Here is an 18,212-nt window from a genome sequence, read left to right as displayed (position 1 = left end):
GTCAGCCGACGGCGGCCAGGCCGCCGAGCCGCTCGCCGGCCGCCGGGCCGGGCGCGGCCAGGTCGGCGAGCGCGAGGGTACGGGAGCCGGTGCGCCGGGTCAGCGCGAGCGAGAACTGGTGGGCGGCGTGGACGGTGCGCTCGGGCAGCCGGCCGGCCAGCTGCGTCAGCGCGGCCCGGACGTCGTCGGGCACCTCGTGACCCCGCCGCACCAGGTGTCGCAGCACGATCGCGGCCAGCTCGTCGGTGCTGAACTCCGGCACCGACCACTGCTGGCCGAACACCTCGTTCACCGCCGGCACCGCGGCCCGCAGGCTCGCCAGGGCCGCCTCCTCGCCGGTCAGCACCACCACCGGGTCGCCGAGCCGGGAACGCATCCGGCCCACCAGCGCCTCGGCGATCTCCGGCGCGACGCCGGAGGCGTCGTCGACGTAGTCGAGCTGGAGCACGCCACCGGCCGCGTCGTCGAGGACCGCGTCCACCAGGCTGCCGGCCTGGCCGGGCCACTGCGGCGCCAGTTCCCGGCTCGTGCTCACCCGCACCAGCTGGCCGACCGGCACCAGGCCCAGCTCCGACAGGCATGCGGCGTAGAGCCGGGCGTACTCGCTGCGGCCGCTGCCGGCCCGGCCGGCGAGCAGCACGTTGCCGGTGCGGCCGGGGCCGCGCCGGCGGTTGCGGCCCTCGCAGAGCTGCAACAGCGTCTGCCCGGCCGCCTCCTTGACCCGCTGCCCGCCGACCAGGCCGCAGATCCGCTTCCAGCTGCGGGCCGCGTTTATCGCGCCGGTCGGGTCGGTCGCCGCGTCGGGCTGCTCGCCCTGCTCGACCGGCAGGTCCTCCAGCAGCGCCAGCTCGGGTTCGACGTCGGCGGCGGTGAGCCGGTTGAGCTCGTTGTCCTTCGTGGGCGGCGTGGTCGCCAGGCGCGACGCCTGGTTGTTGATCAGCGCCTCGAACAGCTTGCGGGCCACCCGGCCGTTGCCGAACGTGGCGTTCTTCGGCACCCGGGTGAAGTACGCGGTGAGCGCCTCCACCGCGTCGTCGGTCAGCTCGTAGTAGTGCTTGCTGACCAGGTTCGAGGTGATGGTGACGAGTTCCTCGACGGAGTAGTTGGGGAACTCGATGGTGCGGGTGAACCGCGACGCCATGCCGGGGTTGGAGGCGAGGAACTGCTCCATCAGCTCGGAGTAGCCCGCGACGATCACCACCAGCTCGTCGCGGTGGTCCTCCATCATCTTCATCAGCGCGTCGATGGCCTCCTGGCCGAAGTCCGGCCCGGAGCCGCCCGAACCGCTGGACAGCGTGTACGCCTCGTCGATGAAGAGCACGCCGCCGAGTGCCTTGGTGACCAGCTCGGTCGTCTTGATCGCGGTGGAGCCGATGTACTGGCCCACCAGGTCGGCCCGCGCCGCCTCCACCATGTGGCCCTTGGACAGGATGCCCAGCTCCTTGAGCACCGAGCCGTACAGGCGGGCCACAGTGGTCTTGCCGGTGCCGGGCGGGCCGGCGAAGACCAGGTGCCGGCTCATCGGCGGCATCGGCAGACCCATCTGGAGCCGGACCTGCGACATCTTGATCAGGTTGATCAGCGCGGTGACCTCCTGCTTCACCCCGCGCAGGCCGATCAGCCCGTTCAACTCGCGGAGCGGCTCACTCAGCTCGTCCGCGCCGTCCTCCGCCGTACCCCCGTCGTCGGCGACCGGGACCGGCGCGGCGGCCGGCGGGCCGGCGGGCGCCGGGGTGGCCGGCGGACGGCCCACCGTCAGCGCCTCGGTGGTCACTGTGGCGCCGGGGGCGCGGCGGACGTCCTCGGTGCCGCTGTCGCGCACCACGCACCGGGTGAGCGCCACCGGCTCCACGGTGTCCACGCCGATGCCGGCCGCGCCGCTGCCGAGCACCTCCCCGTCGCTCACCGACCCCCGGGAGCCCGCCTCGAAGACGATCCCGTCGGCCCGGGCGTCCCGCACCCGGGTCTGCGTGACGGTCGCCGACCCGGTGACCCGCAGGCCGTCGCGGACCGCGCCGACGATCTCGCTGTCCCCCAGCCGGAGGGCACCCTCGGCCAGCGCGCCGGAACCGCGCAGCAGGGCCGCGCGCAGCGTCAGGTCGGCGCCGGTCCCCACCCGGACGCAGGCCGCGCCCGTGCCGGTGAGGCGGGCCTCGTGGACGACGCCGCGCGCGGGGCCGGTCAGCGCGAGCGCCGTCGCCTCGCCCGCGTCCACCACCAGGTCGGTGCCCTCCAGCGAGGCGCCGTCCTGGACCAGCACCCCGCCGCCGGTGGTGATCTCGGCGCGTAGCCGCTGGAGCACGACAGCCGACTCACCGGCGAGCACGGCGACGTGGTCGCGCGTGCCCCGCACGGTCAGCCCGAGGAACCGGGGCGCACCACCGTTGACGGCGATGCCCACCGGCGTGTCCTCGACGGTGCAGTCGGTGAAGGTCGGCCGGCCGCCGCCGAGCACCTGCACGGCGGTGTGGCCGGCGCCGCCGAACGTGCAGTTCCGGAACTCCGGCGACGCGCCCTCGGCGATGTGCGCCGACTGCACCGCGGCGCCGGTGAACGTCGAGTCGCTGATCTGCACGTCCGCCTCGCCCCGGACGAAGACGTCGACGTTGCCGCTGCCGGTGACGGACAGGCCGCGGATGCGGGCCCAGGCGCGCTGCTCGACCACCAGGGCGGGCTTGCCGGCGCCGGTGATCTCGCACTGCTCGATGGTGAGCCGGGCGTCGCCGCCGGCGCAGACGCTGTTCGCACCCGCCGTCCGCAGCCGGCAGCGGCGCAGCGTCAGCGCGCTCTGCTCCCCCGCCACCACGCTGCTCGTGGCGACGTCGTGGACGTCGGTGTCCTCGATCGTGCTCGACCCGGCCGACATCACCACCACGCCCGCGCCGGCCGAGCTGGTCACGTCGCAGCCGCGCAGCGCGACGGTGCCCTGCATGCGGGCCAGCAGCGTCACCCAGGAGGCGCCGCCGACCCGGCAGTCGTCGAGCGCGACCTCGCCCGCGTACACGTCGACCGCGGCCAGCGTCGTGTCGGCGCTGCTGAGCGTGATGCCGCGCAAGTGGGCGCCCTCACCGCGGACGACGAGGACGCTGCCCTCCTCCACGTGCACCTCGACGGTGCCGGGCTGGGCGGCGCTGATCGTCACCCGATCGCCGACCACGAGCTTCTCGACGTACCGGCCGGGGTGGACGTCGATGGTGGCGCCGGGCTCGGCCCGGGACAGCGCGGAGCCGATCGTCGGATAGGAACCCGGCTTCCGGTCACCCACCACAAGAACCTGCCGACTCACCGCGTCATCCCTTCCGGTCCAGCCCGGGCAGCACCCGCAGGCGCCCGCGGGCCGCCGCGCCGATGCGTACCCGGGGCTCGGCCGAGGCCCAGCGGTCCACGCTGCGCCGCAGCGACGTGAGCGCCAGCTCGTCCAGCGACACCCGGTTGGAGTCGACCCGGCCGGTGTCGTCGATCTCGTTGGCGCCGATCTCCCGCAGCAGGACCGCGCCGCGCTCGTCCGCGGAGGGCCGGCGCAGGTCCAGCACCTTGAAGTTCGTGCCGGGCAGGAACAGCACCCGGTCCTCGACGTGCTCGTCCCCCTCCGGTTCCAGCAGGCTGGTCCGGCGGGCGGTCATCGACCAGATCAGCACGTCGGTGTCGCCGTCCTCGGACGCGCACGGCTGGGTCAGCGCGTTGACGAAGCTCCAGTCGGTGACCAGCCGCCGGTCCTGGTAGAGCGCCCACTCCCCGTCGGTCGGCGACAGCCGGTAGACGGTGGTGCCCCGGAACGACGGCATCCGGGAGACCCCGGCGACCACGCACCGCGCGAACGGCACGTGCGGTCCCTTGCGGCCGGAGCGCAGTCCGGCGTCGACGCCCGGTCCCCGGCCGGTCAGGTAGAGCCGCAGCGCGACCGTGTCGGCGAGCACGTCCTCGGTGGGCACGCCGGAGCCCTGCATGCCCGGGTGCTCGGACATGATCCGGGACACCGAGCTGGCCATCACGTCGAACTCGCGGCTGAGCGTGCGGCGCAGCCAGGCGCGCTCGTCGGCGAGTCCCTTCTTGTCCGAGAGCAGGGCACCGGCGCCGGCCGGGGGCACCGGCTGCACGCGTGCCTCGGCGGCCACCTCCGACGGTTCGGCGGCCTCCGACGGTCCGGCGTTCCCGGAAGACGGCTCGGCGGCGTCCGACGGCTTGACGTGTCCGGCGGGTGCGGCCGGTCCGGTAGGTGCGGTCGGTCCGCCGGGCTCGACGGTCCGCGCGGGCGCGGTCACGGGCGACGGACCGGCGCCGGCGGACGGCAGGTCGACCGCGACGACCGGCATCGACGGCGCGGCCGTGAGCGGCGCCGCCGGCCCGGCCGCCACCGGCGGGGCCGCGAACGCATGGCCGAACCCGGCAGGCATGGTCGGTGGTGCCGGCTCGCCGAAGCCCGCCGGCATGGTGGGGGGCGCGGGGTACGCGTCGCGCCCGGCGTCCTCGACGGGTGCCGCCGAGGGCCCGTCACCGGAGTCGGCAGCGGCCACCGGCCCGACCGGCGGCGCGGGTGCGGACACCACCACGGGCGCCACCGGCGGCGGCACCGCGGGCGGAGGCGGCAGCTCGGACGCGATCGGCACCGTGGGAGGTTCGGGCAGGTCGGACGCGATCGGCACCGGCTTCGCCGCAGGTGGCCCGGACGCGACCGGCGGTACGGGCAGCTCGGAGACGACCGGCACCGCGGGCGGTTCCGGCAGCGTCGCCACGACCGGCGGCGGGGGCAGCTCGGAGACGACCGGAGGCGCTGCCGGCAGCGGCACCGCGGGCGGATCCGGGAGCGCGGAAACGAACGGTATCGCGGGCGGCGCCGGCAGTTCCGGGACGAGCGGCGCGGCCGGAAGCGGCACCGCGGGAGGTGCGGCCGGCTGGTCCCGATCGGCGGGGACGGCCGGGACCGGGGCGGGAACGGCGACCACCACACCGTCCGCCGCGGGCGGTGCGACAGGCGCGGGCGGGGCGGCCTCCACGTACGCGGGCACCGGCACGGTCGTGCCCACCGCCCGCGTCTCGGCTTCCAGGTCGATGACCACCTCGGCCCGGCTGGCCGGTTTCGCGCCGGGCACCAGCACCGACGCCGGCATCAGCGCCCGGCTCGTACCCGCCATGCCGTCGACGCGTGCGGCCAGGTCGAGCGCCAGTTCCCGCATCCGGTGGGCGGTGGAGTGGACGGTGTCGTCGAAGACCAGCGTGCCGCTGCCCGCGTCGAGCATCGCGGACCGGACCTGCTCGGCGTTCTTCGGCTCGACGGTGGAGCGTACCCAGAGACCGGTCTGCACCACCTCGACCACGGCGCCGGGTGCGAACCAGTAGACCCGGGGCGCGACCTCCTCGGCGCCGGGCAGCGGCGGGCGGTGGCTGAGCACGGCGGGCCGGCGGGCCCGCGAGTTGGGGTGCGCCCGGGGCGTGTAGGACAGTTCGAGCGCGTACGGCGCCCAGCCGAACGCGCCGTCCGGCAGCACGGTGCGGATCTCGTACCGGTGCGGGCTGCCGATCGGTACGCCGGTGTAGCAGGTGACGTCGGTGTTCAGCAGGTCGGCGAGCGCTTGGCCGAACGCCTCGCCCTCGGGGATGCGGACCTCGCCGAACTGCACGAAGCGCACCCGCTGCCGGTTCTCCTCGTCGAGTCCGCGCCAGAAGCGCACCACGTCGTCGAGCGACAGCGGCGGCGTGCCGGGGCAGCCCAGCAGCACGGTCATGGTCGCGGCCTGACACGGCACGTACGCGGTGAGCCGTTGGCGTTGCGGGTCGACCACCTGCGGGTCGCGGTTGCTGTGGATCCAGACCCCGGCGGGGATCGGCTCGATCTCGGCGGTGGCGCTGGACGGCCGGGTGTCGATCGCGGCCCGGTCCCATCGCGGCGTCGGGTAGCGCTTGGCGTCCCAGGCGGGCGGACGGCCGGGCCGGAACCGCACCCAGCCGCTGCCCGGTGCGGAGTGGACGAACAGCGTTCCGGCGGAGCCGCGTACCAGGTCGCCGTCCGGGGCGATGACGGTGCGGTTGAGGCGTTCGGAGAGCCACTGACCGGCCATCGCGGCCGAGTTGCCGTGCCGGCCGCAGGCGATGAGCCGGATGCCGCGGCGGCGGCGCGGCAGCACACCGGCCATCGACTCCCACGCGCTGATCGGCATGCCGTCGCCGAGGTCGAGCACGACCACGTCGTTCTCCGCGTCCTCGATCATGGACAGCGCCAGCGACTGGGCCTCCGGGCTGATGGCGTCGTCGGCGTGCACCACCAGGGCGTTGCCGACGGTGTGCTGGACGACGCCCTCGGGGCGGTCCTTGCCGCCGCCGAACAGGTCCCGGAACCGGGTTGCCATGATCGACCTACCCCACTTCTGCGGCCGCGAGGGCCCTCATGCTCAGCGCCGGGCCCTGGGGCACCAGCGCGAGTAGTTCTCTCGGGAAGGGAACGTTCACGACCCGGTCGAGCTTGAGCGCCCGTACCGCGTCCTGGTCGCCGATCGGGTACGCCTTTCCGTCGTCCGCGATGTACGTGGGCAGGGGTTGCGCCGCACCGGAGCCGACCGGCGCCGGAAGCACCGCCATGCCGCTGCCGGGCGCGGTGAGCACCGTCGCGCGGCCGTCGGGGCGGACACCGGAGCGGGCCAGCGGGGCGAGCACGGCGGTGCTGTCGAACCGTGTCCCGTCGACCGCGCTCTGGCGCAGGCACAGCGCGTACGGGCCAGGTTCCTGCGGGGTGAGGCCGGTCAGATCGGGCAGCCGGGTGAGCAGTGACCGGTCGGCCGACATCCGGGCCGCGGCGAGGTCGGCGGCGCTCAGCTCCACCGGCTCCTCACCGGAGGTGGCGGTGGCGAGCAGGAACTCGGTCCGGCTCAGCGGCGCGAGGCCGTCGCGGCGCAGCACCAGCAACTGTTCGGCGCCGGTGTCGGGCCGCTGCCGGAACAGTGTGCCGATCGGGTACGTCCGGTCGCCGACCCGCCCGGAGCGGCCCGCGCCGGGGATCGTGGCCGGGGCCAGGTCCGGCCCGTCGGGCAGGAAGTCGAGCCAGTCCTGCGGTGCGGGCACCTTGCGGGTGGTGGTGGCGCCGAGCGCGACGAGCACCGCCGGGTCGACGACCCGGTGCCTGCGGCCGGCGGTCACCAGATAGGTGGGTCCGTCGGCGGCGCGGACGACGGCGAAGCGGTCGGCCGGCAGCGGTACCGCCTCGGCGCGCGGGTCGAGGTTGAGGCCGAGGCGGTCGCCGGGTTCGTCGGTGACCGAGCCGGGCAGGCAGGCCAGCCACGGACCGGCGACCATCTGCCCGGTGGCGACCGACTGCGGGGCGCCGTCGATGCCGATCGACGGTCCGCGCGGGACGTCCTTGATCGACTCCTTGGAGATGAGCTTCACGGTGGCGCCGCTGCCCTGGATCAGCATGGCCGAGGTCAGGTTCGGCGTCGGGCGCAGCATCCCGTCGAGGTAGACGTACCGGTTGCCGCTCTCCTTCTCGACCAGGATCACGCCGCTGCGGGTGTACGCCTTGCTGCCGCCGGGGACGATCCAGCCGTAGACGGCGAACCCGGCGACGACCAGGACGCTGATGAGCACCCCGAAGGCCAGGCCGGTGACGGCACGCTGCCCGGGTATCTCCGCTGTGGACGGGTCGCCCTGCACCAGGGCGGAACTCAACCGGCCCATCATGAACTGGTGGGCGTGGACGTGGTCGCGCTGGGTCTGCACGGCCGGCTACCCGAAGAGTCCGCGGGCCCAGGCGTAGAGCCCGAGCACCTGGGCGAGCACCGGCAGCACGGCCAGGCCGGTCGCGACGTCCAGCCCGCCGGCGGTGTACTCCCAGAACGGCAGCATGCGTCGCGGCCACGGCCGCAGCGCGGCCATCACCAGCGGCACCAGGAGGGCGACGAGCCCGCCGAGCAGGACGTACCGGCCGGTCGGGGCGAGCTCGTCGGAGAACATCAGGGCCACCATGAGGTAGCCGACGGTACCGGCCGCGACCAGGGCGACCCGCTGCCAGAAACCGAAGAAGGTACGCGAGCGCAACAGGATTGCACTCGATGTCACCAGCACGAGCGTCCACCCGGACCAGCCCGGCGCCCGCATGGTGTGGTGCATCAGCACCGGCAGGACCAGCGCGGACGCGGTCATGCAGGCGGTCAGGTAGGTGTCCGCCTCGTCGGCGCGCGACTTGACCAGGTCGGAGTCCTCCGGCTCGATGTCGTACGACATGTCGGCGCCGGTCTTCGGCAGCTGCGGTCCGCGCAGCCGGGCCAGCTTCACCGCCGCCCGCGGCGCGATCACGATCAGCACCAGGATCACCGACACCGCTACGGCGGACACCTGCGGCGCGGTGAGCGCGAACCCGTCGCCGGCCAGCAGGACGAGCACCACCATCGCGGCGGTCAGCGCGACGATCAGCAGCGGGGCGAACGGCATGACCGGTGTGACCGTCCGCTGCGCGATCAGCAGGAACGCGGTCACCCCGACGACCGCGACGGCGGCGGCCAGCCCGGCGGCGGCGGTCCAGGCCACGCCGTCCGGGTCACCGTCGACGGCGCTGGACGCGGCCACCGCCGCGAAGAACGCCGCGCCGCCGCCGAACAGCAGCGGGAACGCGCCGTCGGTCTGCTGGCGGGCGCTGACGATCGCCGCGGTGAACAACCCGGCCGCGAGCACCGCGCCGGCGATCACCTGGGGCAGCACCGGGCCCCGGTCCACGAGGACGGCGGCGATCAGGCCCATCGCCACCAGGGAGAGCACCAGGAACAGCACCCGGCGGTACTCCGGCTGCCACCTGTCGGCCCGCCGGTTGACCACTGTGGCGACGCCCTCGGCCAGGTCGTCGAAGTCGAGTTCGGGCAGCGGGTCCTGCGCCGGGCGCAGGTGCAGTTCCTCGCCCTCCAGCCAGTCCAGGCTCTCCGGCGTACCGGACAGCTCGAACGGCGCCTGACCGAGGCGTTGCAGCACCCACGACTCGTCGGGCACCTCGCCGTCGGGCACCCGGGCCAGGTCGGTGGTGTGCCGCACCAGCAGCGGCATCAGGTTCGCCACCGGCATCCGGGCCGGTACGGCCAGATCGGCCCGGCGCGCCGGGCCGATCACCGTGATCCGGCACAGTTGGTCGTTGAGCGCTGCGGTCACCAGCGAGCCTCTCTCATCGGGCCGTGTCCGACACGAAACCGGTCTGCATCAGGCGTACGCCGCGCCGGGTGACGAGCTGGGCGCGTCCGGGCGGCAGTTGGCGGGGCTTCGCCTCGCCGAGGAACTTGCCCTCCTCCTTGGGGTAGGAGAAGAGCGTCGCGGGCGTGCCCAGCTCCCACATCCGCCGGATCACCGGGTCCATCATGGCCCGCATCGCGCCGGAGGTGCTGCGCGCGACGATCACGTGCAGGCCGATGTAGGCGCCCTGGGCCAGCAACGGCAGAAGCGGGTCGAGCGTCGAGCCCATCCCGGTGCTCTTGGTCATCAGGTCGTAGTCGTCGACGATGACGAACAGCTCCGGCCCCTCCCACCAGTCGCGTCTGCGCATCCGCTCGGACGAGACGTCCGCACCGGGCATCCGCCGGTTCATCGAGACCGACGCCTGGCCGGCCAGCTCGTGCATCTTGTCGCCGGTGAACGCGAAGCCCACCTGGTACGCGGCGCCGATCGCGGTGTCCAGGTCGCGGCGCGAGTCGCCGAGCACGACCTTCGCCCGCTCCGGCGGGTAGTGCTGCTGGATGGACCGCAGGACGAGCCGGAGCATGTTGGTCTTGCCGGTCTCGCTGTCGCCGAGGACCAGCATGTGCGGGGTGGTCATGAAGTCGTGCCAGACCGGGGCGAGACGCTGCTCGTCCTGGCCGATGACGAACTTGAAGTCGGACTCGGGCGGCGGCAGTGTCTCGACCATCAGGTGCGCCGGGAGCATCCGTACCGGCGGGGCGGCCGGGCCGGGCCAGAACGTGCCGATCTCCTCGACCACCGACTTGGTCGCCTCGGCCAGGTCGCCCACCTCGGAGCTGCCGTCCATCCGGGGCAGCGCGGCCAGGAAGTGCAGCGCGCCGCCGGTGAGGCCGCGGCCGACCTGGTTGGGCACGGTGGCCGCCTTGCGGGAGCCGTGCTCGGACTCCATCGCGTCGCCGAGCCGCAGCTCCAGCTTCGTGCCCAGCAGGTCCCGCATCCAGGTACGCAGCTCCGACCAGCGGGTCGCGGTGACGATCACGTGCACGCCGAAGGACAGGCCACGCGAGGCGAGTTCCTGGAACTTCTGCTCCAGCTCCTGGAAGTCCTGCTTCATCGTGTACCAGCCGTCGATGACCAGGAAGACGTGCCCGAAGCCGTCCTCGATCACCCCCTCGGCGACCTTGGCCAGGTAGGTGGACATGGAGTCGAGGCCGTGCCGCGCGAACTCGGCCTCGCGTCGCTCCATGACCTGGAGGACCTCCTCGACCGTCCGGACGACGCGGTCGCGTTCCATCCGGGTGGCGATCGAGCCGACGTGCGGCAGGCCGGCGATCGAGGCGAGCCCGCCGCCGCCGAAGTCGAGGCCGTAGAACTGCACCTCACGCGGCGTGTTCGCCAGCGACAGCGCCAGGATCAGGCTGCGCAGCAGCGTCGACTTGCCGCTCTGCGGGGCGCCGGCGATGCCGACGTGGCCGTCCGCTCCGTTCAGGTCGACCACCAGCAGCTCGCGCAACTGCTCGGCGGGCCGGTCCACCACACCCACCGGAACCCGCAGCCCACCCTGGACGGCCGGGTCGTCGATGGTCATGCCGCGTACCGGGTCGGGCAGCACGCTCGGCATGAGCGAGTCCAGACTGGGCGCGCTGGACAGCGGCGGCAGCCAGACCTGGCGGGCCGGCGGGCCCGAGCCGGCGAGCCGGTCCAGCAGCACCTCGACCAGGCTCGGCCCGTTCGCGTCGGCGGCGGGCTCCTCGACCTGCTCGGCCACGCGATCCGGCCCGGGGTCGTGGCGCACCGCCACCTGCCGGGTGGTGAACGGCACCACGTCCGCGGTGGGCTCGTCCCCGGCGTCCGCGACGCCGCCGCGGCGTCCACTTCCGGTGTACGCGCCGGAGACGTACGCCGCCTTGAAGCGCACCAGGTTCGTGGTGTCCACCTTCAGGTAGCCGTTTCCCGGCTCGGGCGGCAGCTCGTACGCCGCGCCCACGCCGATCACCGACCGCGACTCCATCGAGGAGAACGTGCGCAGCGCCAGCCGGTACGACAGGTGCCCCTCGACCCGGTTGATCCGCCCCTCGTCCAGCCGCTGGGAGGCGAGCAGCAGGTGCACGCCGAGCGACCGGCCGAGCCGGCCGATGGACACGAACAGGTCCATGAACTCGCTCTTGCTGGACAGCAGCTCGCTGAACTCGTCCACGATGATCAGCAGCACCGGGAACGGCACGAGCTGGGCGCCGTTGCCGCGCGCCTTCTCGTAGTCGAACAGCGAGGCGTAGCCGCTGGCCCGCAGCATCTCCTGCCGCCGGGTCATCTCGCCGTTGAGCGCGTCCTGCATCCGGTCGACGAGCGGCAGCTCGTCGGCCAGGTTGGTGATCACCGCCGAGGTGTGCGGCAGCTTGTCCATGCCGAGGAAGGTGGCGCCGCCCTTGAAGTCGACGAGCACCAGGTTGAGGATCTCCGAGCTGTGCGTCGCGGCCAGGCCGCAGACGAGGGTACGCAGCAGCTCCGACTTGCCCGAGCCGGTGGCGCCGATGAGCAGGCCGTGCGGTCCCATGCCGCCCTGCGCGGACTCCTTCAGGTCCAGCTCGATGACCTCACCCTCCTCGGTGACGCCGATCGGCACCATGAGGCGGTTGCGCTGCGGCGTCCGGGTCCGCCACAGCGCCGGCACGTCGAAGGTCATCGCGTCGCGGATGCCGAGCAGCGTGGTCAGCTCGAAGCTGGTGTCCAGCGGCTCGTCGGAGACCTCCAGCGTGCCGCTGGTCCGCTTCGGCGCGATGATCCGGGCCAGCGCCTCGCACCGGGTCCGGTCCAGGCCGTCCCGCTTGGCCGAGCCGGTCGTGGCGCCGGCCGGGAACTCCACGACGTCGTCGGTGACGGTCAGCCGCAGCACCTTGGGACCGCCGGGCATCGCGCCGGTCAGGTCGAGCAGCACCACGTTGCGGATGCCCGCGCCGAGCAGGCGGGAGCTGTCCGGCAGGTCCACCAGGTGCGCGACGATCACCAGGAACGGCTCGGTGGTGGTCGACTTGACGGCCCGGTCGTGGTCGCCCCGGTCGGTGATCTCCGGGCCGAGCATGTCCATCAGCGCGTCGTGGCTGCCGGCGAACATCCGGACCGGGCCCGCCGCGTCGTACGCGGTGGGATGGGCGTTGTGCGGCAGCCACTTGACCCACTCCCACGGACCCCGGTGCACCTCGGCGGCGAGCACCGCGATCCGCAGCTCGTCCGGGGCGTGGAAGGTGGCGAGCTGCGCCACCACGGCGCGGGCCAGGTCGATCGCCGGGTCGATCGCCCCCTCGAACTCGACGCTGGTGAAGCTCGGCAGGCCGACGGAGGTGGGGATGCCGGACACCGTCCGGTACGCCTCGGAGAACCGGCGCAGCGAGATCGACGACAGCGGTTCGAGGTCCTCGATCGGCTTGGTCGACGGCGGGTTGAACTTCAGCATCGCGGTCTGCCGGCCGAGACCGATCCGGACCCGGCCGAAGTCGTCGTGGCTGGGCCGGCGCTCCCACAGCCGGCTGCCCATCGCGATCGACCACAGCCAGCCCGGCTGCGGGTTGTTCCACAGCACGTGCCGGCGCTGCTGGTCGGCGGCCTCGCGGGCCTGCTTGCGCAGCTGCCCGATGTAGCGCAGGAAGTCACGCCGCTCGCCGCGCATCTTGCGTTTGCGCTCGGCGGCCGCCCGGCCGATCTGCATGACGCCCATGAGCAGCATGCCGCCGGCCATCGCGCCGCCCATCACGTACATGATCGGGGTGCGGTTGTAGAGGCCGAACATGGCGAGCATCGCGCCCATGCCGAGGCCCATCGGCACGACCATCGCGAACGAGCGGAAGTCGAGCGGGGCCTCCTCCGCCATCAGCGGCGGCTCCTGGAGCTCGATGGAACCTTCCGGCGCCTCCGGGCCCGGCGCGCGGGGCGGTCGCTTGACGGTGACCGTACTCATCCGAGTGTCCCCGCGTCCGCGCCGTCGCCGCCCCAGACGGTGCGCTCCTGGCGCAGCAGCTTCACCGCGTAGCGGTCGTTGCGGTAGCGCTCGGCCACCTTGACGTCGTCGTCCTCCTCGGCCTGGCGCTTCTTCTCCTTCTTCGCCCGCTCCTCCTCGTCCCTGCGGCGTCGCTCCTGCTCGGCCCAGAACGCCTCGGCGCGGGCGGCGGCAGCCTTCTCCTCGTCGGCGAGCGACGCCGTGAACTCGGCGTCGCTGACGCCGGGCTCACCGCACCGCCGCATCTTCTCCAGGTCGGCGCTGAAGAAGTCGATTGTGCCGTCGGACGGCCGGGGCGCCTTCGCGGGTGCCACGCGCCGCCAGACGGCGCGCGGGGGCTGCGGTGTCTCCGACATGGTCACCCTTCCCTGCCGTCGTCAGCTGACGGTCCGGTCAGCCAGTCCGCGTCGCTGAGGTCGTCCCAGCCCGCCGTGTCGTCCGGGTCGTCGTCCGGGCGGACCAGCGGCACGTGGTCGTCGGCCGCCGGCCGGGCGTGGTCACCGCCCCAGACGGCGTCGTCCTCGCGCAGCCCGGCGGCGGGCTCCCGGCCGGCGCCGGGTTCGCTGTCGTCGTCGCGGTCGGAGGGACGCCGGACCGTGCCGGCCCGGGCCGGGTCGCCGGGGTCCGCGCCGACCGTCGCGCGGCCGGACGTCTGCGGTCCGGGACCGGCGAGTCCGGCCACGGCGGCGGCGGCCAGCCCGAGAGCGCCGGGGACCGCGACCGCCACCTCACCGTCGGCCACGGCAGCGGCCACGCCGGTCTTCCGGTGCGTCCCCTCCGGACTGCCGCCTCCCGGCGACGCCGTCTGGTTCGCCTGCGCGGGCGGGTTCCCCTGCCCGGGCGGGTTCGGCTGCGCCGGCGGATTCGACTGTGCCGGCTGGTTCGGCGCGGCTGCCTGGGCGGGTGGGTTCGCCACCGGGCCGGGTTGGGCGGGCAGGCCCGGCTGGCCGGGCACGCCCGGCTGGCCCACGATCACCGGAGCCGCCACGACACCGCCGACCACCGGCTCCGCCGGAGCCGACACGACGGCCGGAGGCGACGCGACGGCTGGAGGCGGCGCAACAACCGTGGGCGGTGCGCCGGCCGCGGGCGGCTCGGCCCGCGGCGGCGGTTCCACCGCTGGGGACAGGTCGACCACGGTCGGCACCTCCACCGCCGTCGGCGGTGCGATCACCTCGGGTACGGGCGCACCCGGCGACGTACCGCCGATGCCGGGCACGGGCGCTGCCGGAACCTCCGGCGCGGCCGGTTCCTCGGCGGCGGCCTCCGGCCCGCCCGGATCCGGGCCGGCGGGCGGACCGTCCGGGCCCGGTTGCGAGCCCGGCACGCCGGCGACCGGCGCGGAGCCGTCGAGTCCCGCGCCACCGGCCGCCGTGCCGCCACCCGTCTCCGGCGCGCCGTCCCCCGGTCCGGCCGGGGTCCAGTCGGCCCCGTCCGGCCGGATCAGGCCGGACGCGTCGGGCGCGGTCCGGGGTGTGGTGCCAGCAGGCGCGTTGCTGCCCGGCGGGCCGGCCGTCGGCGGCACCACACCGGCCGTCGGCGGCGTCGCACCGGTGCTCGGCGGCACGGGAGGCGCGGAGTGGGCCGGCTCCCCCAGCCCGGCGCCGCCCGCGCCCGCTCCAGCGGGCGCCTGCGGTGTGCCGGTGTCGGGGGTCGACGGGCGCCAGTCGTCGAGGTCGGCCTGGATCAGCCCGGAGGCGTCGGGCGCGTCCGGGACACCGCCGCCGGACGTGCCGGCGCCCGGCGCACCCGGCGCTCCGGGCATCATCGGCATGGCAGGGCCGCCCGGCGCCGTGACCGGCGAGTCGACGCCGACGCCCGGAACCACGGGCGGGGCGGCGGGGATCTGCGGGCCGTCGACGCCGAGCCCGTCACCACCGGCCGGCGCACCGCCCGACCCGTCCGGTACACCCGCGTCCACGCCCACCGGTCCCCAGGCCTCCGGATCGCCGCTGACGAGTCCCCGGGCGTCGGGCGACTCGGCCCCGCCGGGATTGTTCGCGCCGCCCGCGGGCCCCGGCATGCCGGGCATGGGCGGCATGCCCGCACCGAGCCCGGCGCCGCCGGACGAGGCGCCGGCCGGCGCGCCGGGGACCTGCACGCCGTCGAACCCGGGTGACCGCCAGTCCGCCTCGTCGCCCTCCACCAGGCCCTTGGCGTCAGGGGCCTCGGGGACACCGGATCCGCCGCCGGCACCGGCACCGGGAGCGCCCGCGCCGGGCATGCCCGGCATCATCGGCGACTGGAAGCCGCCGCCACCGGGCACGGCGCCGCCGGGGGCGGCCGGGATGTCCACACCGTCGACGGCGCCGGGGACGAAGTCGTCGCTGTTGCCGAGCAGCCCGTTCGCGTCCGGCTTCTCCGGCAGGCTCGGGCTACCGCCCGCGCCGGGGCCGGCGCCGCCGGGTGAGCCGAAGCCGGGGACGCCCGGCGCGGTGAAGCCGCCGCCCGGTCTGCCGATGCCTGCGCCCGTGCCCGCCCCGGGCTTCGGGCCGCCCACGTCACCCGGTCCGGAGAACGACGGCGGCCTGACCGAACCGGCGCCGCCCGCGCCGCCGCCCAGGTTGGCCGAGCCGGGCGGCTTGATGCCCGGCGGAACCACACCGGGGACGAACCCGCCCGGCAGGCCGCCACCACCCGGTAGGCCGCCACCGCCCGGGAAACCGGCTCCCCCCGGCCCGTTGATGCCCGGGGCGTCGAAGCCGGGCAGCCCGCTGCTGCCGCCGCCGGGCGTGGGGCCACCGATCTCACCGGGACCCGAGAACGTCGGCGGGGTGATTCCTCCCGGCCCCTGGCCGGGACCCGGGCCACCGATGCCCGCCAGGTTCGGCGGGGTGATCGTGGGCACCGTGATGTTCGGCGGCGCGCTGACGGCCGGCGTGGTGATGCCGCCGATGTGCGGCGTGGTGAAGCCCGGCGGGGTGAGCCCCGGCGGGGTCGTGAACGTCGGCGTCGTGAAGGTCGGCGACGGGATCGGCGGGCCCGTCGGCACGTTGATGCTGGGCGTGGGCATGCTGACCGTGGACGTCGCCGCCTTGTCGGTGGTCATCCGGTACTTCTCGGCGACCGTGTGGACGACATCGGCCATCTGCAGGGCCATCGGCTTCTCGTACTCGGTGCCGCTGATCGGCACCGGGCCGTCGCCGCTGCCGACGCCGTTCTGGGAGGCGATCGTCGCCCAGGCGCCGTCCAGGTAGGCGATCGTCTGCTGGGCCCAGGAGAGGTGGTTGGCGGCGTCGTAGAGCTGCGACGGAAGCGACGTGACGTTCGTCGACGAGTTGATGTCGTTGGACACCGTGGTGGAGTCCGGAACCGCGCCGCCGGCCAGGTGCTCGGCCTGCTTGCCGAGCAGGTCGGCGTAGTAGTTCATCTTGTCGCGGAACCCGTTGGCCGCCGGCCCCTTCCACGCCTTGTCGTCGCCGACCATCGAGGTGACAGCGGTACGGATGGTCTGTTCGAGCCAGATCAGCAGGTCCTGGGTCGCCTGGAAGGCCTGCGCGGTCTCGACGACGGACCGGACGCTCACCAGCGTTTCGGCGTGGTCCCGCCCGCTCTCGGTGGTCAGCGCGGCGCCACCGTTCACCGCGGCCTCGAGCTTCCGCCAGCCCCGGGTCTCCTTCGCCCAGGTCTGGTAGTCGTACAGGTCGCTGACGGGGACCGCCTTCGGTGGGAAGGTGGCCGCCTCCTCCGCGGGGTCGTTCCACCCGTCGAGCTTGCTGTCACCGAGACCGTTGCCCATGCCCTGTCCCTCTTCGCGAGCGGCGAGACCTGTTCGCCCGCGTCAGTTTCCGTCGGTCTTGACGACCTTCTGGCCGTAGGTCTTCAGGTTGTCCAGGCCATTGAAGGAGTCACCCATGATCTCGCTGAGCTTGTCGGTGGTGAGCGCGTTGAGCTCTTCGAGGTTCTCGTACTCCGCGGCCATCTTCAGCAGGGCGGTCTGCACCGCGAGCAGGGCGGTGTTCATGTTGACGAGCATGTCCTTCATGTCGCCCTTGACGCCGCCGTCGTGGGCCGTCGCCCCGACGATCGCCTGCCGCAGCACCTCGGCCCGGGCGAAGGCACCGGGCCGCGGGTCGATCGCGCTCAGCTTGTCGGCCGTGGTGAGCAGGATGTTCCCGGCGCCGGTGATGCGGCCCAGCACGTCCTCCGCGAACCACTTCAGCGCGGCGGTGTTGACCGCCACGCCACTGGTCGAGGCGGTGTCACCCTTGAACGTCGGGTTGATCGCCGGTGGTTCGAAGCCCGAGCCGGTCGAGATCTTGTCGTCGATCCAGTCGGACTGGTCGGTGAACGCGGGCGGCTTCACGTTCGACGGGTCGGTGATGTTGTCCTTGTACGTCTTGACGAGGTTCTTCCAGCCGTCGGTGTCGAGGATGTTCTTGTCGTACCAGTCGCGGGCCTCGATCCACTCCGGATGCTCCGCGCGGACCTCGTCCTTCCACTTCTCGAAGTTCACCCCGGTGCGGCTGTTCTGGTGCTTGTTGTAGAAGGCCATCCAGGAGTCGTACGCCGCCTGCACGGTGCCGTCCGGCTTCTTGAGGACGTCGTCACCCATGCCGTAGGCGTCCATCGCGCTGATGGCTTTGTCGTTGGGATATCCCCAGTCAATGGTGGCCAAGGAACTCACTCCACTCGAATGTCGACGGCGGAACGAAGGCGCAGACCCCAGCGGCCCGGGTCGTCAAGCTCACCGGGCCGGGGACGGACAACGTGGTAGGCCGCCACGCGTCCGCGGCGGCCGTCGAGCGGATCAGCCGCCGCGGACGTCGTTCCAGATCATGGCGTGACGCTGCTCGGTGGTGCCGTAGTTGTCCGAGATCTGCAGCAGAGTCTGGCGGGCCTGCTCGAGGTAGGCGACCATCGAGTCGGCCGCCTGGTTCCAGGCCAGCTTCGAGACCTTGTACTGCTCCTGGGCGGCACCGGTCCACTGGGCGAGGCTGGCCTCGACCGTTTGCTCCATCCCCTCCAGCGACGACTGGATCTGGCCGTTGATGCGGTTCATGTCGGTCAGCACGGCGTCTGCCTGCACGAAATCGAAGGTGTAGTTGGACATGTCGGTCCTCTCGGGAGATCGGGG

The 18,212-nt window shown here is 73.8% G+C and carries 9 protein-coding genes; all 9 read right to left on the bottom strand.

What is annotated here, in order from left to right; all coding sequences use genetic code 11:
• Nucleotide 1: 1 nt before the first annotated feature.
• The 9 genes from IRY44_RS25660 to IRY44_RS25620 all read right to left on the bottom strand — a co-directional run bounded on the left by IRY44_RS25660 (nt 2) and on the right by IRY44_RS25620 (nt 18,188).
• Nucleotides 2–3,286, bottom strand: coding sequence for a right-handed parallel beta-helix repeat-containing protein (locus IRY44_RS25660; RefSeq protein WP_281599536.1), 3,285 nt, complete (start codon nt 3,284–3,286; stop codon nt 2–4).
• A 4-nt stretch (nt 3,287–3,290) separates the two neighbouring features.
• Entirely contained in the window at nt 3,291–6,344 is a 3,054-nt protein-coding gene (locus IRY44_RS25655; RefSeq protein WP_194802790.1) for a hypothetical protein, read from the bottom strand.
• Between the two features lie 7 nt (nt 6,345–6,351).
• Nucleotides 6,352–7,707, bottom strand: a complete 1,356-nt coding sequence (eccB, locus tag IRY44_RS25650; RefSeq protein ID WP_194802789.1) for a type VII secretion protein EccB — start codon at nt 7,705–7,707, stop codon at nt 6,352–6,354.
• A 6-nt stretch (nt 7,708–7,713) separates the two neighbouring features.
• Nucleotides 7,714–9,123, bottom strand: coding sequence for a type VII secretion integral membrane protein EccD (gene eccD / locus IRY44_RS25645; RefSeq protein ID WP_194802788.1), 1,410 nt, complete (start codon nt 9,121–9,123; stop codon nt 7,714–7,716).
• Nucleotides 9,124–9,136: 13 nt separating this feature from the next.
• Nucleotides 9,137–13,096: a type VII secretion protein EccCa gene (eccCa, locus tag IRY44_RS25640; protein WP_370585013.1), complete on the bottom strand. Its 3,960-nt coding sequence runs from the start codon at nt 13,094–13,096 to the stop codon at nt 9,137–9,139.
• Nucleotides 13,093–13,491: a hypothetical protein gene (locus IRY44_RS25635; RefSeq protein ID WP_194802787.1), complete on the bottom strand. Its 399-nt coding sequence runs from the start codon at nt 13,489–13,491 to the stop codon at nt 13,093–13,095. The genes eccCa and IRY44_RS25635 overlap by 4 nt, the downstream gene beginning before the upstream one ends.
• A 2-nt stretch (nt 13,492–13,493) precedes the next feature.
• On the bottom strand, nt 13,494–16,874 hold the full coding sequence (locus IRY44_RS25630; RefSeq protein ID WP_194802786.1) for a hypothetical protein: 3,381 nt from the start codon (nt 16,872–16,874) through the stop codon (nt 13,494–13,496).
• A gap of 42 nt (nt 16,875–16,916) precedes the next feature.
• Entirely contained in the window at nt 16,917–17,690 is a 774-nt protein-coding gene (locus IRY44_RS25625) for a hypothetical protein (protein WP_228532790.1), read from the bottom strand.
• Between the two features lie 195 nt (nt 17,691–17,885).
• Nucleotides 17,886–18,188: a WXG100 family type VII secretion target gene (locus IRY44_RS25620; protein WP_194802784.1), complete on the bottom strand. Its 303-nt coding sequence runs from the start codon at nt 18,186–18,188 to the stop codon at nt 17,886–17,888.
• Between the last annotated feature and the right edge of the window lie 24 nt (nt 18,189–18,212).

The sequence above is a fragment of the Micromonospora sp. ANENR4 genome (assembly GCF_015354395.1).
GTDB lineage: Bacteria > Actinomycetota > Actinomycetes > Mycobacteriales > Micromonosporaceae > Micromonospora > Micromonospora aurantiaca.
Note: the sequence above shows the minus strand (reverse complement) of the source record. Positions and strands in the feature narration are given on the sequence as shown.